This is a genomic window from Gammaproteobacteria bacterium (genome assembly GCA_016200485.1).
In the GTDB taxonomy this organism is placed as follows: domain Bacteria; phylum Pseudomonadota; class Gammaproteobacteria; order Tenderiales; family Tenderiaceae; genus JACQEP01.
Genome location: JACQEP010000010.1, coordinates 200,350 through 222,263, shown reverse-complemented (window position 1 = coordinate 222,263; position 21,914 = coordinate 200,350). Strand labels below are relative to the sequence as shown.

General features: G+C 51.9%; 19 protein-coding genes and 1 tRNA gene. 6 read left to right on the top strand and 14 right to left on the bottom strand.

Going from position 1 to position 21,914, the window contains the following annotated elements; translation table 11 throughout:
• Positions 1-435: 435 nt before the first annotated feature.
• The 12 genes from HY272_06330 to HY272_06275 form a co-directional block, all read right to left on the bottom strand.
• Positions 436-834 (bottom strand): type IV pilin protein, encoded by a 399-nt coding sequence (locus HY272_06330; protein MBI3772298.1) that lies wholly within the window; start codon positions 832-834, stop codon positions 436-438.
• A gap of 7 nt (positions 835-841) precedes the next feature.
• The gene (locus HY272_06325; GenBank protein MBI3772297.1) at positions 842-4,246 is read right to left on the bottom strand and encodes a hypothetical protein; all 3,405 of its coding nucleotides are present in this window, start codon (positions 4,244-4,246) and stop codon (positions 842-844) included.
• A gap of 244 nt (positions 4,247-4,490) precedes the next feature.
• Positions 4,491-5,012 carry a hypothetical protein gene (locus HY272_06320; GenBank protein ID MBI3772296.1) on the bottom strand — a complete coding sequence of 174 codons (522 nt, stop codon included), beginning with the start codon at positions 5,010-5,012 and terminating at the stop codon, positions 4,491-4,493.
• A complete protein-coding gene (locus HY272_06315) occupies positions 5,009-6,097 on the bottom strand; it encodes a PilW family protein (protein MBI3772295.1) in 1,089 nt (362 codons plus the stop codon). Before HY272_06315 ends, HY272_06320 begins: the two co-directional genes overlap by 4 nt.
• Entirely contained in the window at positions 6,094-6,597 is a 504-nt protein-coding gene (gene pilV / locus HY272_06310) for a type IV pilus modification protein PilV (protein MBI3772294.1), read from the bottom strand. Before pilV (HY272_06310) ends, HY272_06315 begins: the two co-directional genes overlap by 4 nt.
• 203 nt (positions 6,598-6,800) lie before the next feature.
• The gene (locus tag HY272_06305) at positions 6,801-7,217 is read right to left on the bottom strand and encodes a prepilin-type N-terminal cleavage/methylation domain-containing protein (GenBank protein MBI3772293.1); all 417 of its coding nucleotides are present in this window, start codon (positions 7,215-7,217) and stop codon (positions 6,801-6,803) included.
• 32 nt (positions 7,218-7,249) lie between these two features.
• Positions 7,250-10,720 carry a hypothetical protein gene (locus HY272_06300; protein MBI3772292.1) on the bottom strand — a complete coding sequence of 1,157 codons (3,471 nt, stop codon included), beginning with the start codon at positions 10,718-10,720 and terminating at the stop codon, positions 7,250-7,252.
• A gap of 60 nt (positions 10,721-10,780) precedes the next feature.
• Positions 10,781-11,113, bottom strand: coding sequence for a hypothetical protein (locus HY272_06295; protein ID MBI3772291.1), 333 nt, complete (start codon positions 11,111-11,113; stop codon positions 10,781-10,783).
• A gap of 27 nt (positions 11,114-11,140) precedes the next feature.
• Positions 11,141-11,638, bottom strand: coding sequence for a hypothetical protein (locus HY272_06290; protein ID MBI3772290.1), 498 nt, complete (start codon positions 11,636-11,638; stop codon positions 11,141-11,143).
• 8 nt (positions 11,639-11,646) lie between these two features.
• Positions 11,647-12,390, bottom strand: a complete 744-nt coding sequence (locus tag HY272_06285) for a PilW family protein (protein MBI3772289.1) — start codon at positions 12,388-12,390, stop codon at positions 11,647-11,649.
• A complete protein-coding gene (gene pilV / locus HY272_06280; GenBank protein MBI3772288.1) occupies positions 12,387-12,947 on the bottom strand; it encodes a type IV pilus modification protein PilV in 561 nt (186 codons plus the stop codon). The genes HY272_06285 and pilV (HY272_06280) overlap by 4 nt, the downstream gene beginning before the upstream one ends.
• Positions 12,948-12,988: 41 nt before the next feature.
• A complete protein-coding gene (locus tag HY272_06275) occupies positions 12,989-13,471 on the bottom strand; it encodes a GspH/FimT family pseudopilin (GenBank protein MBI3772287.1) in 483 nt (160 codons plus the stop codon).
• A gap of 155 nt (positions 13,472-13,626) precedes the next feature.
• Here HY272_06275 and thiO point away from each other — a divergent pair, with 155 nt between their 5' ends.
• From thiO to vanZ, 6 genes are all read left to right on the top strand, one after another.
• Complete coding sequence (gene thiO, locus HY272_06270; GenBank protein ID MBI3772286.1) at positions 13,627-14,733, top strand: glycine oxidase ThiO; 1,107 nt, start codon at positions 13,627-13,629, stop codon at positions 14,731-14,733.
• Positions 14,734-14,773: 40 nt separating this feature from the next.
• Positions 14,774-15,205, top strand: a complete 432-nt coding sequence (locus HY272_06265; GenBank protein ID MBI3772285.1) for a transcriptional repressor — start codon at positions 14,774-14,776, stop codon at positions 15,203-15,205.
• 51 nt (positions 15,206-15,256) lie between these two features.
• Positions 15,257-15,332, top strand: a tRNA-Thr gene (locus HY272_06260).
• A gap of 95 nt (positions 15,333-15,427) precedes the next feature.
• Positions 15,428-15,997 carry a 1,6-anhydro-N-acetylmuramyl-L-alanine amidase AmpD gene (gene ampD / locus HY272_06255; GenBank protein ID MBI3772284.1) on the top strand — a complete coding sequence of 190 codons (570 nt, stop codon included), beginning with the start codon at positions 15,428-15,430 and terminating at the stop codon, positions 15,995-15,997.
• Position 15,998: 1 nt separating this feature from the next.
• Positions 15,999-16,910: an ROK family protein gene (locus HY272_06250; GenBank protein ID MBI3772283.1), complete on the top strand. Its 912-nt coding sequence runs from the start codon at positions 15,999-16,001 to the stop codon at positions 16,908-16,910.
• Positions 16,911-16,920: 10 nt separating this feature from the next.
• Positions 16,921-17,313, top strand: coding sequence for a VanZ family protein (vanZ, locus tag HY272_06245; protein ID MBI3772282.1), 393 nt, complete (start codon positions 16,921-16,923; stop codon positions 17,311-17,313).
• A gap of 106 nt (positions 17,314-17,419) precedes the next feature.
• Here vanZ and HY272_06240 read toward each other — a convergent pair whose 3' ends face one another.
• Together HY272_06240 and HY272_06235 are read right to left on the bottom strand one after the other, a co-directional pair.
• Positions 17,420-21,061 carry a DUF11 domain-containing protein gene (locus HY272_06240; protein ID MBI3772281.1) on the bottom strand — a complete coding sequence of 1,214 codons (3,642 nt, stop codon included), beginning with the start codon at positions 21,059-21,061 and terminating at the stop codon, positions 17,420-17,422.
• On the bottom strand, positions 21,058-21,858 hold the full coding sequence (locus HY272_06235; GenBank protein ID MBI3772280.1) for a hypothetical protein: 801 nt from the start codon (positions 21,856-21,858) through the stop codon (positions 21,058-21,060). Before HY272_06235 ends, HY272_06240 begins: the two co-directional genes overlap by 4 nt.
• Between the last annotated feature and the right edge of the window lie 56 nt (positions 21,859-21,914).

The following is a 21,914-nucleotide window of genomic DNA, read 5'->3' as shown; positions in this document are numbered from 1 at the left end:
TGTAAACTCGGCAACCGCACTGAAATACATGGATGTATGAATGCCGCGAGAGGGCAGGAGCCCGAAGCGGCCATGCATGGCCCTACCTCGCACATCCATGTGCTCGTCCGCTTTTTCGCCCATTTGCGCCTTGCATCCATCTGCTTGATCGAATTAATCAGAGGTTCCTTAAGTGGTTGTAGGGGCGATTCATGAATCGCCCCGGCGTGAATTACATCGCACCAGACTCCGCTTTAGTGAATTAACCAGAACTTCCTTAACAGCTTGTTGAAATAGGTGTTTAGTCCCTTCTCCCTCAGGGAGAAGGCTAGGATGAGGGGGTATGCATGCAAGGGGCGGGTTTTAAACCCGCCCCTACAATTGATCTCCGCTGCGCCCTGTTATAAAAAAATCGCGCATTGCGCCCATTGTTTGATTGAATTAAGCAGTGTTTCCTTAATCCCATCCCGGCTTGCCATTACGGGTCTTGGTGCCGGTAGAGTTAATAACAAGGTTGCCATCCGTGGCCTGGGCACCTTGTGGGACAGCGGTAAGTTGAACACATTCCTTGATGCCGGCGCCGCAGGCAACGGCAGACATTTGATAAAAGTTATGCTCTGACGGGGCGTTGGCCGTGTAACCTAGGTCAGCCAACATTACTGTATAGGTGTTGTGGTCGGTAAAGTAACGCTCTTGTAGCGCAATACCATTGGTCAGCAGTGCAATGCCATCGGATCGCCGCGATTTGCGTATCTGGTCCTGGTAGGCTGGGTAAGTGATCGCGGCCAAAATTCCAATGATGGCCACGGCGATCATCAGTTCAATCAAAGTAAAGCCGATGCGTCTTCTGTGCATATCTCGCTTAATTCCTTCTTATTTCACGCCATGAAAGACGGCGCCCTGTTTTGGCGACTTTCGGGTTGAGCTTGAGTATCGTATCTTTGTTGATGATTGCTTCCTCATTACCTAAAGTAACGCCCCCCAGTCCAGCCTGTGAGCCGTCGTTTAAAAGTTGTACACCCGAAGCCGGAATGTCTTTTAGGCGATCATTCTGATCCAGGATTTTGTTGCGGGTGATGTCAACAAGTTCAGACGGTGGCGGCGCGCCGTTATCGGCACGGACGAACATAAACCAGCTTGCTCCGCCTTGATCGCATTTATCGGCACTCGGCGTAAATGTGGTGAAGTAAACGATGTCATTACGCACGAGGGCATTGGTGACGACGCGTTCACCCGTGCTGGCAGAGGCGGAATCAAGGTCTATGTACCAGCCGGAACTGGGTGCTTTTGGATCATCGTAAGCGATGTGAATATCTTTTGTGATGCGGGCATTAACGTTGCCGTTGTCAGTGTTGACGCTGCCAGTTTCCACGGTCTGTGCCTGTAACGCACTGCGTGAAAGATTGCCATGTCCACTATCTCTTACACCATAGAACGTTTGAGTTTGATGATTGCCAATATCGTTACGGCTGAGGTATTGCCCGGTGCCAAAATAAATCATCAAATTGGGCGTGTTATTGCTGGTGTTGGGGATGGACGCAAGGCGTGCAACAGCCGGTTTTGCCGTAATCGGCTGGCGTTTTCCGGCGCGATTGAGCGCAACAAACAGAGGTTTGGGCTCAGCTGTATTACCATAGGTGATTTTCCAGTTGCTTGTGTCGGTACTGCTGAGATCAAATGCCCAAAGATTGCCGCGTAAGTCGCCGGCGTAAACGCGATCCATAATGCCATCACCATCGCTATCGACAGCTGATGGGGAGGATAAACCGTTTTTATCGTCAGTACCGCCGCTCGCGGTAGTGATTTCGACGTAATCGCTACCATAGTTCCAACCATCACTGAGATCGGCATCGAGGAACAGAACCAAAAGCTTGGCGATGCCACTGTCGGAATTGTAACCATTGCCGACGATTGCGGCCCAGCGATTGGGTCCATTGCCGCCGCGTTTGGCGTTGGTGAGAGCGATGACGGGGCGGGCGAGGGTAAAGCCTAAATCACTGGTTTTGCCATTATTGTCATTCGCCGCCGTGAACTCCCAAAGTACGATATTGGAAGCATTGGCTTCACTAAAGGTATTGGGATTCGTAACATCAAGGGCATAAATACCACGACCACCCGCACCGAGGGCACCCACAAGCACGGTATGCCAGTCAGCAGTACCGCCAGTCGTTGCACTAAAGAAGGCATCGCTGACTGCAGGTGTTTGATCAACAAAATAATGATGTGCGTAATTCGGGTCGCTCAGGCTACGCAAATTAGCCGTGATGCTGAGTGGCACATAGGCGAGAAGTTCCTTGCCAGTACTGGCATTAAAGCTGTGGAGCATGCCGTCATTAACGCCGACATAGACGATTGGCGTGCGATTTTTATTGGTGTTCCAGAAGTCGCTGTAGCGGTGCTTGGCATCGCCGAAGGGATCAATATTGGGATACATCAATCCTGGTGCGCCGACGAAGATTGGCCCGGAGTTGATGATGTCACCCAATACGCCATCACGCACGCGCAGATCTTTACCTTCATTGCTGCGATCACCGCGTAAATAATTCACGGTCAGGTTGTTGCCAAGGTATTGCTGTTGAGCCGTGCTGAGTGAGTCCCATTTGAATGAAATCCCTTTGCGGCCATCGTAACTGAGGATTTGTCGGTCACTGGGCGCGGTTGTTTCAAGCTGTTCGCTGGCCTTCCATGATGTGTTGAGCGCACCTGTTGCATCTCGGTTCATTGCAATCAGATCACCAGACCAAGTGCCGGGGGTAAATTGAGTGAAAAACAGGTTGCTGCCCGCTGTAAAGTTGGACGATGTGATGGCCACCCGGCTGGCACTGTTGACGCGGCCGGTGATGTTGCGTACCGCTGAGGTCAAGGTGTTCACCAGGGCATCCGGTTTTTGGGCGCTGAAAAATAGGCCCCGGCTATTCACAGTGGCGTGCCAGAGGTCATCGATTTTTGCGGTATCGGTTATAGATGGATCGGGCCAGGCAAAACCCGGGGTACGAATATTTGTCGTTTCCGGATCGTGTTCACCAATCAGACCAAAGGCAACGCCATAAGTGTTCATGTGTTGATGATCGGCGGGATCATTAGGCGTCGTGGGAACCTTGTTTGGCAGGCCGGATAAATCATTTTCGTAATAATACATCGCCACATCGGCAAGAGTATTGCTGTATGCGTCTGCGTAGGGATTGCCGTTATCGCCATCGATGTTGCCAACATCTGGTGATTTATCATTGTAAAAACCATCGGTCATGAGGATGGTGGCGTTGAGCTGACAAGTACCTCCATCTTCACGGTTTAATATGGGTGAATCACCATTGTTGCCAAAGAAATTCCCAGTTTTATAGTACTCGCCGATCTGTTTTAGCTGTTGACGTAAGGGGGTAGTATTGGCGGCGCCAGTCTCAAACAATTTTTTGAGTACAGCGGAGCGATTGGCGTCGGAGCTGTCACCAATGCGGATGCGTTGAGTGCTATTTAGAGCGCCGTAGCCAAGCCGGGCATTGCTGGCTTCGTTAATGGCCTTGCTTAGAGCGTATTTTGCCTCATGGTTACGACTGCGGTGGTAGCTGAACCAGTTGGCGAAGTTGGTTTGTTGTTCTGTTGTTAGGTTTTGTACCCATTGCACCTCTTCCTCACCATTTTCGTAAAGGCCATTTTTGTTTTTGTCATTCCATTTATAGTAGCGCCAGCCCTTGCAATCACTTAAGGAGTATCCTTTTGTGCCACACCATTTTTTCCAGGCATCGCTACTGTAGTAGCTACGGTCCTTCTCTGCAGACTGAGTTAAAAGATTAATGTTACCCTTGCCAGGATTGTAGGGATCAATCAGGGCGCTATCAATGTTCATGTTCTCATATGCTTTTCCACTCTTGTCATTTCCCTGCCAAGGCTCGTAGATCCGATCAGGATTGTAGTAAAGAGTGTTAAAGCTATAGGTGCGAATGCGCCATTCTTCCTCAGCCGCAACTTCGCAAGTGATGATGCCGCTGTCTTCGAAAATGGATCCATAGCTAAACTGACAACCAGAGCGGTGTATGACTTGGTCGATAAATTGCGTGCCACCCTTCGGCTGGGCGCTGGCAAACCGGCCTTGATTCTTGAGGTCGGGCGTGAGGGTTTCCCACGCCATACTTCCCGAATCATCATTCAGAAAGAAGATATTGGGAGGTACGGCATTGCCCGTGAAAAGCGGGCTTTGTTCCAGTGCGCCAGGTGCAGCATGAGTAATGGGGGTGCCAGTGGCGATTGCCAGGAAAAATCCGGCCAGCAAAGCCTGGATACGATTTCTAACAGGTGGTTGAAAAACTCCCTCTCCCCGAGGGAGAGGGTTGGGGTGAGGGGTTAAATGACTCATAACCGTTTGATTTTTAAATTCCATTCTCGGCAACTGCTCTTTGTGTTGCCCTGCCTCGTGCATCCATGCACTCGTAGCCTTCTCCCTCAGAGAGAAGGAACTAAAAGCATTTTTCAACAACCTGCTAAATGACTGAGTGATCGGCATCAGGGATATCTCGTTATTGCGCTAATTCATATTCAAAGTGGGTTTGCACCAGGGCTGTGGCAATGCCCGTGCTGTCGGTGCCGCGCGTGGTGATACGGACCAATTGAGGTTTCGGCGAGCAATCTCCGTAACCGCAGATTTCTCCAGGGGTTGTTTGTTCCAGAATCTCAACCTTGTAGCAAGCAGGCTGGTTACCATTGTTGCCCATGACTTTGGTGACAGTGCAGCCAGCACCCGCTTGCCACTTGTTGGGATCAAATAGGCTACTGGTGCTGAGCGCCCCCATTTTATAGATGCTCGAGTGTTCCCCGGCGCTCATTTTTTGCAAGTTTTGATAGGTATTATTTTGGGCGATCGATGCTTCGGCTTCAGTCAGCCCCGCCTCTGCCGCAAGAAAGGCAACTTTCTGATTGCGATCATTGGCGGACATTTTTTCTTCCATGGTGGCGGTGCTCATGGCGCTGATGCCTATCATGGTCATCACCAACAGGATTAACAGACTGATGATTAATGCCGAGCCGTGTTGTTGCTTCATGACTGGATAGCCTTATTGCGGAGTTTAACGGTCGTGGTAAAGGCGCGGAACAGACGCCGGTCTGTGGTGTTGGCGGGCTGGGTAACCATTGCACCATTGAACCAATAGCTTTGTGGGCCTGGCGCGAGATTCTTCTCCAGCGAGGTGAACAATAGATGAAGACGCAGGCTCACCACTTTTTTCATATCGGCATGATTGGCGGCGACATAGCGGAGGGTATTACCATCGCCATTGACGTCTTCGCCGTAAAGGATTTGCATGTCTTCGATGCCTTCTATTAGAGGCTCAGGCACAACGCTAGGAGTCCCCCCTTTTTCCTGTAAGCGGCGACGGTAGAGATTGCGAAGGCCAGTGTTGGTATCAGTGGCAAGGTAATAGATCGCGGAGTGAAGATGGCCGATTTGAGCATCGCTCCGATAGGTGTTGCTCAAAGCACTGGCGATGGTGATCTGCCCAGTGCTGGTGTTGACAGCGTTAAGTCTAACAATTTCAGCATTATGGCAATCGCTGATAATGACTATGTCGCCGTTCTCAAATATTTTGCTATCGTTTTTGTTTATAGAAATTGAGGTTCCTGCTGCGTTAATGACGGCGAAGTTGTCTTCAGTGGAGTTAACCAAGACAGCGTCGGTATTCTTGATGACCTCGCCTGTTTTTAACGTTTTGTCGGCGTATATCGGCGCCGGTAACATGTTCGACTCATAACCTGCAATACCGGAACCAAAATCGGGCAGATCAGCGACGTGATTTTGGGGGGTGACGCTACTGTTACAACCCAGATTCCCCGCCATTCTTAAGTCATGTCCGAGCACATCCAATGCAAAGCGGGCATTCTCCTGAAGGCGCCCCATGGCCTCCTGAACGCGGTAGGTTTGTTTCGATGAGCTAAAAATCTGGATGACGCCTGCGATCAAAATCATCCCCAATGTAATGGCGATCATCATCTCCACCAAGCTCAAGCCGCGCTGCCGTAACGCCAGATTACCGATTCGGTAGGGTGCGCCGTGCGCACCAGAAGTTGGATTAACTGATGCCGCGTGCGCATGGCGCACCCTACATGGCTGGAGGTGAAGTTGAATTCTCATAAGCGGAAATTCGTGCTGAAACAGGCGTAGTCGGCGGCCTGATCGGCAATGCACTGAGCATGAGTGCTGCTATCCCAAGCCTCTTGCCAGAGGATGACGACTGAATAAGTATCCCCATTCAGGGTGATAATGCCGCGCCCACCAGGCAATAATGGTTGTTTGAGGTTAGTGAGTTGTTGGTGCCACTCATAGAGATCGTATTGCGACAATTGACTGCTGCTACAACCCTTGTTCAGACAACCAGGATCCTCTGGCTTGGCGTTAGCGCTGTCATAGCCCGCATACAGGGTCGCGCCGCGAGGATTGGCGCGAATGCGGTCAGCCATGTCCATCACCATCGTCGTCGCCTGGCTCTTGAGATAGGCACTATGGTTGTTGCGCAGGGCCGAGGCTTGTAATCCGGCCACGCCCAGCAGCCCGACAGCCAGAATGACGAGGGCGATCAGAATTTCCAATATAGTAAGACCACGCTGTTTTAAAGCGAAGTGAGTTCCGTTCACTTGAATTCCCCAATATTGCGCCCTGGGTTTCTTTTGTCGTCATCAGGGTCGCAGATGCAATTACGTTGGCAAGCTTAACTGCTAGCCTAGTGTTCGAAAAGGGCTGAGGGCTTGCTGGAGACGAGCGGCAGATTTAACACGACAAGTGGTAAAAGAAAGGGCGCCCTGAGGCACCCAATGACACAATTTATGACTGGAGTTGGCTACCAGCTGTGATCATAGCTGCCATTGTTATTGGCATCCCAGGTTTTGATACCCGTGCTTGTCAATCTTACGTTGCCGTTTCCGGCCTGTGCCCCTACGGGAGCCGCCTGCAGGGTGTAGGTGTTGGCAGTGACGGCGGTAATGGAAAGATTGTAGGTGGGGGTGCCACCGTCAATCGGGACCGTGCTTGAAAAAATCCCCCCAGCCCCGAGTGCAGCACCAACATAGGTATTATTGGCAGCAAAGTAGCGTTCCATCGCATTACTTAAGCTTACCAAAGCCCCCTGAGCATCCGCACGCCGCGCTTGCTGAACTTGACTGACATAGGAAGGGTAGGCAATCGCCGCCAGTATGGCGACGATTGCCACCGCGATCATAAGTTCAATCAAGGTAAATCCCTTTGTTCTCCTTTTCATGCGCAAGTCTCCACTATTTACTGTTAACAGGCTCATTGTTTCTGCCAATAGGTTTTAATCGGCGGCTGTAATAACTCTCTCGAGATCTTCTTGTTCGTGTCGGGGTCCTTAATACATTTTTCGGCGCCGCAGAGAATGACGATCGCATTGTCAGCGTTATTAGTGCCTAATGCCTCGCCGTTAATGATTACGCTTGGCGTTGAGGCAAGGCCGCCTCTGGTGAGAGCAGTTTTCCGGTCCGATGTGGTCAAATTGGTGCTATCGGCCGAACCGTCCAGATTAGCCTTTGGTGTGAAGTCAGTGACATTGACCAAATAGAAATTGGCAACGCCTTGACTAGGGGCGCAGCTGTTGGCAGCGGCAGCAGTTGGTGTATAGGTGGTAAACAAGACCATGCCTGCCAATGTCACTGAGGGTGCCACCACTTTTTCACCAATAAAGTTACCCGCGGAATCCTTCAGCCAAATATACAATCCTTTCTTTCCGGATAGGGCAGCACTAGTTGTGGTTACCCCCTGTCCAATGTCATTGGCCGTCGCATCATAGAGATCTGACAGGGTGATGGCGGTGTAAACAGGGCTGCCATTTGCGTCGAGAGCAGGACCATAGATATTTGTGTCGCGAATGATGAAGAAAGCATCATGTACGGCGGTATCTAATGGGTGTTCACGCCAACCTGAGCCGATGGCAATATTAAGATTAGATTTATCGAGGGACAGTGATACATCCGTAGCATAGTAGAAGCGGCGGTTGCCAGCCACGGTGGTGTCGCCGAGTTTGGCGATGACACCAGCTGTGGCCAGGTTACCCGCCCCAGTGTTACTAGTGCTTAGGTCAAAGCGCCAGATCTGGCCGCCCATATCTCCAACATACAAGCGATCGGCATAACCATCATGATTGATGTCGATTATGCTGACATCGGATGGAATACTGTACTTCATGTCGCTCAGAACCAGATTCGGGTTGCCGCCGTTGCTGGAGCCGGCAGGTCCTGCTTGCCAGAGTTTGGCGCCAGTATCGGCATCAACAATGAAGACGGCACGACCCATGGTGTCATTTTGAACAGTGGTATTACTATCCTGGGCAGGATCATAGCCACCACCGAAGATGAGCACGTTTCTGTCAGTACCATTCAGTTTGATTTTGGTTTTTTGAGCAGACGACCAGGTTTGGGCCAACTCGCTGAACTCTCCAACGCCGCCCGTAATTACCCATTTGAGCACGGGGGCGCTACGGTTGGTGACATTGAGGGCATAATAATTCTTGCCACCGCGACGCATGCCCTGATAGAGGTAAGCAAATTCGCCAGCTTCGGTAGCACCGCCCGCAGTCAACAATACTCCATTGTCATTGGCGTCATTGACCCACTTGGTTAACGGCCCATCTAAACCATAAACTGTCGAGATGTTTGATGAGTTATCATACAGGGTTGCCAAATTTGGCAGTAATTCCTGCGGTGTAAAAGAGAACACCTCAGTGCCATTGCTGGCATTGATTGCCGCCAGATTACCTTCACTGGTGCCGACGAACAGTGTGATATCTGGGCTGGCATCGGTTCCGCCGTAGGTAATAAGAACAGGTTTAGAGTGGAGTGGAGCTCCCATATAGTGGCGAATGTCGGTCACCGAGGTATCAGTATCCTCATCCAGCAGATCCACGCCGCGCACCCATTGTAGCAGCTCAGTTCGACGTACATCTGTCATCGCGGCATCACCCAACATGGTTTTGGTGACAGCCGTATTATTTTCATTCAGACTATTGCTCGCGGCGGATAAAATCACGTTATTGGGCGCCGTGGCGCCTGTGTAGGTGTACACGGTTCGTGGCAAGGCCAATACACTGGCCGCGCCGCCCTTTTTGACATCATCACCATCTGGGGCCTCGGTTGCAGGTGTCCAGAAACTAGTTGCCGTGGTTTTGAAGAAACCCGTGTTCACATCAACAGCATCGACTAGATTGGCATCGACTATTGTTGCTGGATCGCCGGTCAGTTTGAAGCGCTTAACGTTGCCATACCATTTTGGCTCCGAGCTCGGTTTGAACAGGGCGTAATACAGTTCACTACGATGCGCAAACCGATTAAATGCATTCACCGAAACCGCCGGGGCGATAAAGGAAGTATTGACGGCCAGGATATCGACCATGATGCCGTTAAATGCATCTGTCAGTTCGGTGGAATTCACTGCGGTATAAAACTTGCCACCGCCTTTCGTGGCTGCATTGGTCAGAAGCGTTTCGGCAGCAGTCGGAGGATTAGGAGCCACGTGAACAACGTCTTGGCCAAAGCCTACGGTATACAGGCTCACTTTTTGGTCGCCGTCAAGGTTGGTTCGGCAGTCCTTGGTATTCATATACTGCGCTAGTTCGTCCATGCAGTCGCCGCTACAGGTGGCAGATCCCGTGACCCCGGAAAATCCTGAAAGAGCCTTAATCGCAGTGTCCGCATCCGTATCGTAAGTTGGTTCACCATCAGTTAGAAATACGACGAAATTCTTCTGACATGGGTATTCGATTGGGCTCTTATACTTATTGCTGTTAGCGGGATCCAACACACTGGCCACGTTATGGGCTGGGCTGGTGCTATTACCAAACTTCACGGTGTCACCGCGATAATACAGATAGGATTCGTACAAAGTTTCGGCCAGGGGGGTGTAACCGCCCGCGGTGAAAGCGTTAACGGTGTCGATGTAGCTTTGCTTGTTAGCATCGGTCAATTGCTGCATCGGCATCACGAAGTAGCCACCCAAATTTGATGTGGTGCTCCTATTGTCGTAACGCATGATGGCAATATTGACATTGTGGAGGCTACCCATCAGGTTGGCGAATACCTCCTTTACGGTTTCCAGGCGCGTCTTGCTGATGGTGATAGTGGGATTGGTGCGCCAGTTCAGATAATTGCCGCTGTAGAGAGTGTAGTTGCCGCCGGTGGCAGCCCAGGCAATACCCTTGGCAACGTTCGAATTCCATGGGCCATTGGCGCCATTGGCAGGGTATGGTTTTCCATCGCCACTCGCCTTGCCATGTACCCCCCAATCCGTCTGACACTCAAGATAATTGGTGTGCTGGCTGGTGCTAAGACCACCCCAGGTACTGCTGTTATTTTGTGCAAACCGGCCCGAATAATAACCGGAAGCGCCTGCGCTACTGCCTAATGCACTGGCAGAAGCATTACACTTGTTGGCGCTAGTGCTGACATATTGATTAGTGGTACTGCAATCCGGTGGAGTGCCGGTAGTGCTCCAATAGACCCTGGTAGCGCTACAGCTGCCGGTATAGGTTCCAGTGGCATCATAGGTTGGGGAGGCAGCTGTCTCGGTGACATCCGCTGTATTCATACTGCCTGAAGTGTCGATGATGAACGTGATATTGGGCCGGATATCTGAGGCGGCCAGATTATTGCCCAGATAGACTTCGACATCCTCAGCCATGACTGAACCGCCCATCCATAAAGCGGCACTGGTGATTAAGGTAAAGTACTTAAGCTGTTGGAATATCGTTTTCATAGCACGCCTCACTTAATTGCCCGAGTACTGGAGCATTCTAATTCGAACCTGGTTAATGGCTTACCACATGACCTTGAGAACAGTTTTGTTTTCCTTTTGATAAATCACTGTGCCCGGCCTTCCGGATAGATCACGAACTTTATTGAGGTTAATTACTTTGCTATCCATATAAAATATGGTTTCGCTGTTCACTGTCAGTTCTAGCGGACATTCTTTACATCCGTACGCACGCAGAGTGCCGCCATCAGTTTCTTTATTAAGATCGACAGTAATATTGTCCACCTCGGCACCATGTTCTCGAGGTGCTGTGGCGCCAGCAGTCTGTAACGAGACAAGAAGTCCTGCAGCAAGCAGAGCTGGTACCAAACCTTTATTACGCGCGAAAATGATCATAATTAATTTCTCCAAGTTGAAACGTAATTAGCGGGGCTCGACATGACCGAGGCCTTGGATATGTGTTGTAGCAGCACCGCTGTTCGCAATAGAAGCTGTACTTGTCACTTGATAGCCGTTACATATGAATGGCGATTCCTGGGTAACTGGGTTGCCTGGACACGCGTCGGCTTGTTCGCCTTGGAAAGTGACTGTGTATGTGCTGGCTGCCAATGGATCCACTGTAGCATCGGCTATAGGTCCAATGGGGTTTCCCTGGCCGACATTAGCGGCTTGAAGTAATGGGTCATTCGCTTGGGCATATGCGGGGGCTCCTAATGTGCCTGCATTAATGACATTGCTAATTGTAGTTTCCGCTTTCTGGAACGACTGTGTTGTGTGATGGAAATTAGTGGCCATACGCTCTTCTATGGTGGCGTTGGATACAGACGCAATACCAATGATCGTGAGTACTAGCAGGATCATCAGGCTGATAACCAGTACCACGCCTTTCTGTTTATTTCGGTAATCTATAGTCACTTTCATAACTTCGCTCACGTTATTTGGTTGCGCAAGATTATGGTACGCGTATACACCTGTCTTAACAGGTTGTCGTTGAACGGGCCGACAGGTGTTTCATTGAGCAGGGAGTAGGTGCCGGCGGCGCTCAGGCCTACTGAGTTCACTGTGTTTACTAGCAATGCAATTCGTACGCTGACAATTTGCGTTATGGTCATGCCGGCATTGGCTGCAACATATTGATTGGCAATGCCATCGCTATTTGTATCGATGCCATAGAGAATCTGCATGTCTTCGACACCTTCGGCAATCACTTGCGCGGCGCCGCCATTAGAGCTGCACATGAGATTCGTGCCGTCGGTGAAATATAGGTTAGTTGCAATGCCACCAATACCTGTACCGTTGCCAAGGCAATCAGTGGCGGATTGATAATTGACTTCAATAGTATCGCTGCCTGCTGCTATGGTTATGCCGGCGATGGCATTGGCTGCGGCATTGTTCAGGGTTCTGGCAATGGTAACTCTGTTCGGTGCTGCGGTGGCAACCGCGAATCCTGCCATCTGAATATCATTGGCCAGTGAATCCAAGGCAAAGCGGGCATTTTCTTGTAATTGCACCATGCCATTTTGCACGGTATGGGAGGATTTGCTGCTGAGAAATATTTGAGTCACGCCGGCCATGAGTATCAGACTGATAGTGATGGCCACCATCATTTCAACCAGAGTAAGTCCGGCTTGACGAGTGCGTGAATTCGGCAAAATGCGTGCTTGATGATTCATGGCTGTATTGTCATCGATATGTTTTGATTGACCGTGGCTGCCGCGCCCGCGCTTTGGTTGGAGTTACGCTCAGACCAGTTGATAGTGATAGTATGACTTGAGTTGTCTGTACAGGCATCGAGGTCGAGTGCATTGTTATCGTTACACGTGATAGTGGCTGTCGAGCCGGGTAATGTGTTTCTTACGCCTCCTACGAATGTGCCACCTGAAGAAACGCCGCAGAACCATTCAGAGAGATCAAAGGTCGCCATGTTGGTCGGCGTACAAGGCGCTGCCGCGACGGCGGCGCCACCATTGAAATTATCGCTGCAGTAAGGGACGGGCGGTGCAGCGCAGCTGGCGGCGTTTAAATTGGCGATATACAGGTTATTGTTCACGCCATCAATATTGGCGCGCATCCGTTCAGCAATCTCGTTGGCGAAGAGTGTGGCTTGTGTTCGATTTTCAGATCCCCCAGTGCTGCGTAGGCCGACGATTTGTAGTGCGGCAATGCCCAGCAAACCAACGGCGAGGATAATCAAGGTCACCAGGATCTCAATCATAGTGAGACCGGTCATTTTTGATTTTCCTGGACGATGATAAATGTTCACGTTGTCACCTATGGACAAGCAAGGGGGGCAGTGTTGACGCGACAGGTGAGCGAGATGGTGATTGTGCGGCCCATTTCGCCGGTTCGGCTATCACACAGTGAGAGTGTGTCAGCGACGTTCACCCGGCCGCTGGCTTGGTATTGAAATGTTGCAACATTACCAGCACTGGCGAGCGTAGAGCTGCCCTCAAGTGCTGCAAAATTGCGCACGACTGTTCCGTTGGCGGCGACAGTGACCGCCCAGCCACTGGCCCAGGTTGCACCAGCGGACGTGACATTAATCGCGGCATTGCGCTTGATCGCCTCGCTACGCGCCAGGTTCATGGCGGTAACGAACTGGTTGGCTTGAGTGGTTATCCGATTACTCGCGACCATATCGGTAAAACTGGGCACCGCGACCGATACCAAAATCGCCGCTATCGCGAGCGTAATCATCAGCTCGACCAGCGTAAATCCGCTTTGGGGGGGTGCTTTGTAAAGTGTGAACTGCATATCACTCAGCCATTTAGGGTTTCGACGTATTAGTTATCGGTAGGCTGATAAGGGAGTTGACCCGGTTCGCAGGGGGACTGGGGTGAGTGGTGTTGCGGGGCCGATGAGCGGCCGTGACCGACCGAAGGCAGTGGAATTTATGTGATAATTGTCACATGACTGAGTGTGTGATTGTTGGTGGTGGACTCTCCGGGCTATTGCTGGCGCGGGAGTTGTGTCTGGCAGGGGCTAAGGTCACGCTCATTGAACGTGGTGAGATCGGGCGCGAGTCCTCGTGGGCGGGGGGCGGGATTCTGTCGCCGCTTTATCCGTGGCGTTATCCGGAGGCGGTAACGGCCATTGCAGCTTGGGGGCAGCGAGAATTTCCCAAGCTAATTAACGAGTTACATGAAATTTCCGGGATTGATCCGGAATATGTTCAAAGTGGCCTGTTGATTCTGGATGCCAAAGACGAGGCTCCGGCGCTGTGCTGGGGTGAAAATCATCAAGCCAATATCCAATCTATTGATTTTGATGAGTTTTCATTAATTGAACCGAATATCGGTGCGGCGGCATCAGCACTTTGGCTGAAGAATATCGGGCAGGTTCGTAACCCTCGTTTGCTCCAGGCCCTGGTGGTTATGTTGCAGCGAAATGGAGTTTCGCTGGTGCCGAATTGCGAGTCAAAACGCATTTTAATTCAAGAAGATAGAGTGATCGGACTGGAAACGAGCCAGGGCCGGATCGTGGCCGATGGCGTGGTGGTGGCCGGCGGCGCCTGGAGTGGGCAAATTCTCGGTGGGCTGATGTCGCAAGTGCAGGTCAAACCGGTGCGTGGCCAGATGATTCAATTTCAGACCCCGCCAGGGACGGTGTCACGGATTGTGCTGCGAAACGGCAAGTATGTGATCCCGCGGCGTGATGGATTGGTGCTGGTCGGCAGTACGCTGGAAGATGTCGGCTTTGATAAATCGACCACCGATGAGGCTTACCAGGCACTTTATCAGGCCGCGGTAACCATGATTCCGTGCTTGGCCGAGCATCCGGTGGTGCGGCATTGGGCCGGATTGCGCCCTGGCGCACCAGAAGGGATTCCTTATATAGGTGGCCATCCCCGGTTTGCCGGGTTGTACGTTAATGCCGGACATTTTCGTAATGGCGTGGTAACCGGGCCTGCAGCAGCCCGTTTATTGGCCGACATCATTCTTGAACGGCAACCGGTGTTGGATGTTCGGCCTTATGCCTTGTCCGGGGCGCGTGCAGCCCAGGTAGAATTGGTATAAAGTGTATAAAGTTAAATCGTCGGGAATTATGGCCGATACAATGAGTATGACCTCGAATTATCCCCTCACCCGTGGCGAAGTGATTGAAGCCATGCGGAAAAAAGGCGTGAATCCGACCCAGCAACGGGTCGAGATCGCACAAGTCCTGTTTTCCAGGCCCCAGCATGTGTCGGCCGAGCAAGTGTTGGCCATGGTTAACAAGCAACGGTCCGTCGCCTCCAAGGCCACGATTTACAACACCTTAGGTTTGTTTGCCAGCAAGGGTCTGGTCCGGGAAGTGATTGTCGATCCGACCAAGGTCTTCTACGACCCGACGATGTCCCCGCATCATCATTTTTATAACGTCGATACCGGCGAGCTGTTGGATGTTGACCCCGGCTGCGTGGTCATGGGTCAGCTGCCGCAACTACCCCCTGGTACCGTGGCGGAAGGAGTCGATGTGGTGATTAAGGTTCGTAATCAGCAGGCGTAGTCTTGCTTCAGGTTGTTTCACCCCAGCCCGTTCTATATACTCCTCCCCGTTGCCGGATTAGCTCAGTTGGTAGAGCAGCGCATTCGTAATGCGAAGGCCGTAGGTTCGACTCCTATATCCGGCACCATCATATTTTCTCCGTTTCGCTCACTCCTCTCCTGGAACTCGTTTTGACCGTGTTAGACTCCGACAACAGGGCTCGCTTTGGGGTTGTATTCAATGATGAAGAATCCACGTCAGGCAGTGGATGCCGAGGGATGGCTTAAAGGCGTAAGAAGGGTGGTTTCACCTAATTACGATGAACGTCCGTCGGAAACCGAAATCAATTTGCTGGTAGTGCATGGGATCAGTTTGCCACCAGGCGAATTCGGCGGGCCATACATCGATGCGCTGTTTACCAATACACTGAATTCCGCGCAGCATCCTTTTTTTAAAGAGATAGAGGGGGTGCGTGTGTCATCGCACATTTTGATCCGGCGTGATGGTGAAATTGTACAGTACGTGCCGTTTCAGAAACGCGCCTGGCATGCGGGGCAATCCTGTTTCGCCGGGCGTGAGCGTTGTAATGATTTTTCGATTGGTATTGAGTTGGAAGGGTGCGATGCTCAACCCTATGAGCATGTTCAGTATTTACGTTTGGCGGCGGTGATCCGTGCAGCGATGAAACATTATCCTGGAATCGTGCGTGAACATGTTGTGGGGCACAGCGATATTGCGCCTGGACGTAAAACCGATCCTGGGCCATTCTTTGATTGGCGTTATTTGCGACGTTTACTAAAACCGAGAAAATGACATGCGTATCGGAATCGATCTGGGTGGGAGCAAGATAGAAGCGATGGCACTGGCCGATGACGGCGCGGAGCTTGCGCGACGTCGGGTGCGAACGCCGCAAGGCAATTATCCGGAAACGGTGCAGACGGTGGCCGATCTGGTCGCGGCGCTTGAACAAGATACGGGTTTGAAGGGATCGGTCGGTGTTGGCACGCCGGGCGCGATTTCGCCTGCGACGGGATTGATCAAGAATTCAAATTCAGTATGTTTGATCGGTAAGCCGTTACAGCAGGACATTGAAAACTTATTAAAACGCCCGGTGCGTTTAGCCAATGACGCGGATTGTTTTGCACTTTCTGAGGCGACTGATGGTGCCGCGATGGGTGCGAATAATGTATTTGGCGTGATTATTGGAACGGGCACCGGCGGTGGAATTGTGGTGCATGGCCGCTTGGTACAAGGGCCGAACGCGATTGCCGGTGAATGGGGCCACAATCCGATTCCCTGGCCGCAATGGGATGAAATGCCGGGACCTCCCTGTTATTGCGGCAAGCGGGGCTGTATTGAAACGTTTCTGAGTGGTCCGGCACTGACGCGTGATCATTACAACATGACGCGGCGTAAATATTCTGCCGCTGAACTGAGCGCGCTGGCTAATCAGAGGCATCATGAAGCCAATGAAACCCTGGCGCGCTATGAGGATCGTTTGGCGCGGGCCTTGGCCTCGGTGATCAATGTGCTTGATCCGGAAGTGATCGTGTTGGGCGGCGGTGTTTCCAATATCGAATCTTTATATGTTCATGTGCCCAAAATCTGGGGTAAGTATGTGTTTTCGGATACGGTGCTGACCCGATTGGTGTCCGCCAAGCATGGCGATTCTTCGGGCGTGCGCGGGGCGGCGTGGTTGTGGCCGCTGGAGCAAGCTGTAAATTAGAAAAATGCCGATGCTGCGGCTGAAGCGTCAGCCATTAAAATTTTTTGGTGTGTGGCTGACGATAGGCGTGATGCTGGTTGCCTGGGTGTGTTATGAGTCGTTAACGCCATCGCCGATCAGCGTCGAAGGTCTGAAATATGCCGACAAGTTGGGGCACTTCTTCAGTTATTTTACGATGATGGCCTGGTTTGGACAGTTATTTCAGCGGCGCGGGCATTGGCTGTGGTTGTTGTTTTTTATCGCGCTGGGATATGGGCTTGAGTTATTGCAACTTTTCTCAGGTTACCGCAGTTTTGAGTATGCCGATCTGGCGGCGGATGCCGGTGGTGCTTTGCTTGCCTGGGTGTTGGCAAGCACAAAATTTAGAGAGCGTTTATTAAAGGCGGAGCGATATCTGGCCTGATATTTTACTATTGATCTATTGCGGCCGATTATTAACATGGCGGCAAAATAGATCGGATCATTCGAATGATCGCGGCAGAGCCGCTCCTACATATTTCATCACCGGGTTAATAAGGTGCGGCCGGCATAGTAGGGGCACGGCGCGCCGTGCCCCTACCGTTTTGAAACCGGCGCCGAATAAGCCAGCTACCGAGTAAAGTCAGTATCAGAAGCGCTACGATAGGATAGGTGATTGCAAAGATAATCGGCGTCAAGATCGCTTGTGTCAGCAGTTTCAGCGATGCATGTTCGCTGATGATCTTTGCCAGTTGTGGCGAATATTGATAATAATATTTTACGAACACACGTCCGATCTCCGATTTTAGTAATACCTCATCGCGGAAGTTACGCAAGGTCTCGACATGGGGGTCAAGGAAGGAGCCATAAGCCGCCGTTGCGATAAAGCAGCGGTCTACCTGAACATAATCGGTCTCACCCGTTGTGTTGTCACTGAAGTTGGTATCGATTTGATCCGCTTTCACCTGCGCGATGTTGCGTAGTTTCTGGCTCTCTACATTCGGTTGTAGCGAAATATTGATAATGGCTGTGGCGCCCGGCGCAATATCAAACAGTGAGCAGCGTACCACTTCGCCCGGTTCCTTGACGCAGCCACCATTGTTGGTGGACGCATGATGGTAGAGGGTGTTGGGTGGGAGCCAATCCTTGAACCGTACATTGGTGGCGGTGGTAGGGCCGGCATTGTAGATGCGAATCTGGAAAGTCAGCGGTATGCCCTTCTTGATGGTGGAAGGATATACCGATTGGCTAATGCTCAAGTTGGCAGTGAGTACGCCATTGGCAGGGGTTAATAAATAACCGTGCGCTTGTCCCTGATACATGCCCCAGCCGATGATTTGTCCGTTGTTGTTGATGGCGGTGGCGTCATGCAGTTCCCAGTCGGCATTATTGACGATGCTGGTGATGTCTTGGATGGTGACGGAGGTTTCGGTGAGTCCTTTATCTAACACGGACCATGTGCTTCCGCCATCGGTGGTGGAATAAACGCCCTTGCTATTGGTGCCGGCGTAGAGGGTGTTGGCATCAATAACTTCCAGGCCGAAAACCTCGATGTCGCTTAAACTGGCATTGCTGATGTTTGACCAGGTGCCGACAGAATATTTGTATACCCCTTTGGCGGTAGCCGCATAGATAGTGTTAGCGGAATCACGCTTGATGGCGTGGACGGTGCTATTGAGCGGAGCGGCACTGATGTTGCTCCAGGTAACTCCACTGTCTGTGCTTTTGAAAACGCCACTCTTGGTGCTGGCGGCATAAAGATCCCAGGTACTGGTGATCAATAAACTGGAGATAGGAATGTTTTGTAGTCCGGTATTTACAGGAACCCAGCTGTTGCCATTGTCCGTCGAGCGATAAACGCCATTGGCAGTGCCTGCGTACAGTCGATTGGGGCTGGTGTGGGTGTCGAGCAGCAAGCTGTAGACATTGCCGTTACTCAGCCCGGTATTGCCCAAGGTCCATGAGTTACCATTGTCGTCGCTGCGGTAAACACCGTTCATGGTGCCTGCATAGAGACGCACCGGGCTGGCACTGGTATCGGCAACCAAGGCGTACACATTCCAGTTATTCAGTCCGGTGTTGATTGTGTTCCAGCTGGTGCCGCCATCGGTGGAACGATAAATCCCTTTGTCAGTGGTGCCTAGCCAGTAGGTTGCGGGATTGGTCAAGGTATTGGCAACGATGGTAACGACTTTTGTCCCGGCAGCGGCACTGAAGGCGGCTTGCCAGCTATCTACGTTGAGTTTAAAAACGCCTTTTGAACTACCGGCCAGAATGACCGGCGGTGAAGTGGGCACATTCAGGATTTCGTATGTGTCGCCCGTGACGGAGCCGCGCGTGATATTGGTCCAGTTTGCGCCTCTGTCGTCGCTGTACCATGAATTGCCATCATGCGTGGTGAGATAAAGGGTGGCGAAATTTGAACTGAACGACATCGAATAGACGCCACCCGTCTGAAAGTTGGCGTTGCGGGTCCAGGTCGTGCCTTGGTCAGTGGTAGTAAACAGGCCGCGTGTGGTACCGGCATAGAGTTTGCTGATGTGGCTCGCGCCAACTGTTGTCAAATCCTCGGTGTCAAACTTGAGTGAGTAGACCGCCTCGGTATTGGTCATGCCGGTGGTTTTTTGAGACCAGCTTAGCGGGGTATCAGGGTTAATCGATGTGGAGTAAACACTACCCCCCAGGGTTCCCGCAAACAGGGTGCTGGGTTCATTGGGATCGATGGCCAAAGCGGCGACTTGCAGGGGGACAAGTCCGGTGGAGGGGGTGGCGCGGGCATCACCATTGGATTGTTGCCAAGTGGCGCCTGTGGTGCCTTCGCGGAAACGGTAGACGCCGCGTGTGGTCGCGGCGAAAAACTGGGTCTTGGTGGAAGGTTGTTGGATAAGATCATAGACCGCGCCAGCCACATCTGTGATTTGCTTCCACGTCGTGCCGGTGTCATTGCTTTCGAACAGACCCACTTCGGCACCAACAAACAAGTGATTGGGATTGCGTGCATCTATGAGGATGACAAAAACGTGGGCGGGATCGGTACCTGTGCCTATGGTGGTGGGTTTATCGATGCCTTTAGAAGTAAAGAACCAAGTGACGCCGCCATCGACGCTCTTGTATAAGCCACCGGCAGTACAGGCATAGATGAGGTTGGTGTTTGTCTTGTCGAATTCGATGCAGGATACATGTTTGTCGTTGAGGCCGATATTTGTTACATCCCAGGTCAGACCTTTATTCAGGGATTGATAGATGCCGGCGCCATTGGCATCACCCGTGAGTACTCGATTGAGATTATTGGGGGCGACGGTAATGACAGAACGTTCAGTGCTTGCAAACTGATACAGAAAGGCACGCTCATTACCATTGGCGCCAATGGATTGTCCAACAACGATCTCGCCGTTGTTGATCCCTTTGGCAAAGCTGGTGACGTCCTTATCGAGGGCACCCAAATTGATAATACCCTTTTCGGTTGAGCTCAGGATTGCACGCCGTCCCAGATTTTCCGATGAGCCGTTAAACGCCCATCCGGCAACGATTCCTGAATCGTTGATAGATGCTCCCTCGCTGCCGGTAAAGCCGCTGAGGGTTTGCAGGCTGGTGACGGTGTCTTTATCGGGCAAATAAATAAACGCGGTTGGCTGGGCATTACTATCCTGGGCGCTGCCTGTGACCTGGCCGCGTTGATTGATGGCATTGGCCCAGCCTTCTGCGCCACCGAGCGTGGTGAGTGTTTTGAGTGAGCCGGTGACGTAATCAAAAATAAATGGGCGTCTGGCGCCGCTATCGAGTTTGCGGATGCCTACTACTTCATCGAGCCCGTTGATGCCGCGCGCCTCAAGCATGCCACTGAAGGTATCAAGTTCATTGATGGTTTGCCCATCGCGCCACAGTTGTGCCCGATTGGGAGAATTGATGATGTGGCCAGCGATGAGACCACTGTCACCGGCGGAAACGGCTTTGCCGGAGTTATGTAATGTTAGCCAAGAGCCTCCACTTCTATACACCGCGCGTGGCGGTGTGGTGGTCGTGTCGATGCCGACAATCTGACCAGAGTCAGTGATACTCAGTGGCTGGATATTGGCGCCAAGGTCGGTGATGGTGTAGGTGGCTGCCTGTGCGCCACCAATAAATAGCGATAAACATCCCATCAGGAAAAAATATGAGCAACGGAATACGGCTTGGAAAAGACGATAGTTCACGTGCCAACCTTTGACTGCAGCGATGGCCGGTTAAGAAAGCGCGCCCCCAGCTCTTCCAATGTGGGCACCGAGAGACCGGCCGCATCGGCAATCTGCAAGGCGCGCTCCAGACGTTGTGATGCCGTGCGGCCGAGGCATTTATGTTCGGGATCGCCGGCAAAGGCCTCCAGCATGCCATTGATCAGTCGTTCTCGTGGCAGCGAATCTCCGACCAGGTATTCCTGAATCGTCATCACGTCATCGGCCACCGCACGCGCCAATGGTTGATGGTTGCGCCAGAGCTCCGTGACGGTGCCGCCAGTGATCAGGCCCGCAATATTAATGGTCAGGATATAAACATTCTTGCGTACCAGCTCATAACGAAGCGCTTCGGCATCGCTAAGAATGGTGCTGGGGATGGCGATGGCATTGAGTGCTGCGCTGACCGTGTGAGCATGCGGACCAAAAACCGGCGATGGCAGCAACACTTTTGCGTCCTGACCTTTCTTTTTTTCGAACCACACGGAGATGATTGTCGGGTTGTCGAGGCCGTGGTGTTCCCAATCGCGCGGCAGCAATTCGTTTTGTAGCAACACCAGCCGGTCGCGCCAGGCAATTGGCGTTTTTTCAAGCAGTGGCTGGAGGTCGGCCTCTGCGACAGCGACTAATACCAAGTGCGGTGCCGGGATGGTGAGCGCTTCCTGTTCCAGCTCCATATGGCGCAGGATGGGGATCAGCGGATGTCCGCAACGTAATAGTCCACGCGCGAATACACCGGCCATTTCACCGATACCGATTATGACAATGGGGGGCTGCATGAATTTAATTATTGGAAGTCAAAGACCCGGAAACAATGCCCATTAAAGCCGGCAAT

What these genes read in the sequence shown, in the direction of transcription:
- HY272_06320 (MBI3772296.1), bottom strand. Translation starts at nt 5,012, where the DNA reads ATGAAGCAACAACACGGCTCGGCATTAATCATCAGTCTGTTAATCCTG.
- HY272_06305 (MBI3772293.1), bottom strand. Translation starts at nt 7,217, where the DNA reads ATGAAAAGGAGAACAAAGGGATTTACCTTGATTGAACTTATGATCGCG.
- HY272_06265 (MBI3772285.1), top strand. Translation starts at nt 14,774, where the DNA reads ATGAGTATGACCTCGAATTATCCCCTCACCCGTGGCGAAGTGATTGAA.
- HY272_06295 (MBI3772291.1), bottom strand. Translation starts at nt 11,113, where the DNA reads ATGATCATTTTCGCGCGTAATAAAGGTTTGGTACCAGCTCTGCTTGCT.
- HY272_06275 (MBI3772287.1), bottom strand. Translation starts at nt 13,471, where the DNA reads ATGCAGTTCACACTTTACAAAGCACCCCCCCAAAGCGGATTTACGCTG.
- HY272_06285 (MBI3772289.1), bottom strand. Translation starts at nt 12,390, where the DNA reads ATGAATCATCAAGCACGCATTTTGCCGAATTCACGCACTCGTCAAGCC.
- HY272_06290 (MBI3772290.1), bottom strand. Translation starts at nt 11,638, where the DNA reads ATGAAAGTGACTATAGATTACCGAAATAAACAGAAAGGCGTGGTACTG.
- HY272_06315 (MBI3772295.1), bottom strand. Translation starts at nt 6,097, where the DNA reads ATGAGAATTCAACTTCACCTCCAGCCATGTAGGGTGCGCCATGCGCAC.
- pilV (MBI3772288.1), bottom strand. Translation starts at nt 12,947, where the DNA reads ATGACCGGTCTCACTATGATTGAGATCCTGGTGACCTTGATTATCCTC.
- HY272_06300 (MBI3772292.1), bottom strand. Translation starts at nt 10,720, where the DNA reads ATGAAAACGATATTCCAACAGCTTAAGTACTTTACCTTAATCACCAGT.
- vanZ (MBI3772282.1), top strand. Translation starts at nt 16,921, where the DNA reads ATGCTGCGGCTGAAGCGTCAGCCATTAAAATTTTTTGGTGTGTGGCTG.
- HY272_06235 (MBI3772280.1), bottom strand. Translation starts at nt 21,858, where the DNA reads ATGCAGCCCCCCATTGTCATAATCGGTATCGGTGAAATGGCCGGTGTA.
- thiO (MBI3772286.1), top strand. Translation starts at nt 13,627, where the DNA reads ATGACTGAGTGTGTGATTGTTGGTGGTGGACTCTCCGGGCTATTGCTG.
- ampD (MBI3772284.1), top strand. Translation starts at nt 15,428, where the DNA reads ATGAAGAATCCACGTCAGGCAGTGGATGCCGAGGGATGGCTTAAAGGC.
- HY272_06330 (MBI3772298.1), bottom strand. Translation starts at nt 834, where the DNA reads ATGCACAGAAGACGCATCGGCTTTACTTTGATTGAACTGATGATCGCC.
- HY272_06250 (MBI3772283.1), top strand. Translation starts at nt 15,999, where the DNA reads ATGCGTATCGGAATCGATCTGGGTGGGAGCAAGATAGAAGCGATGGCA.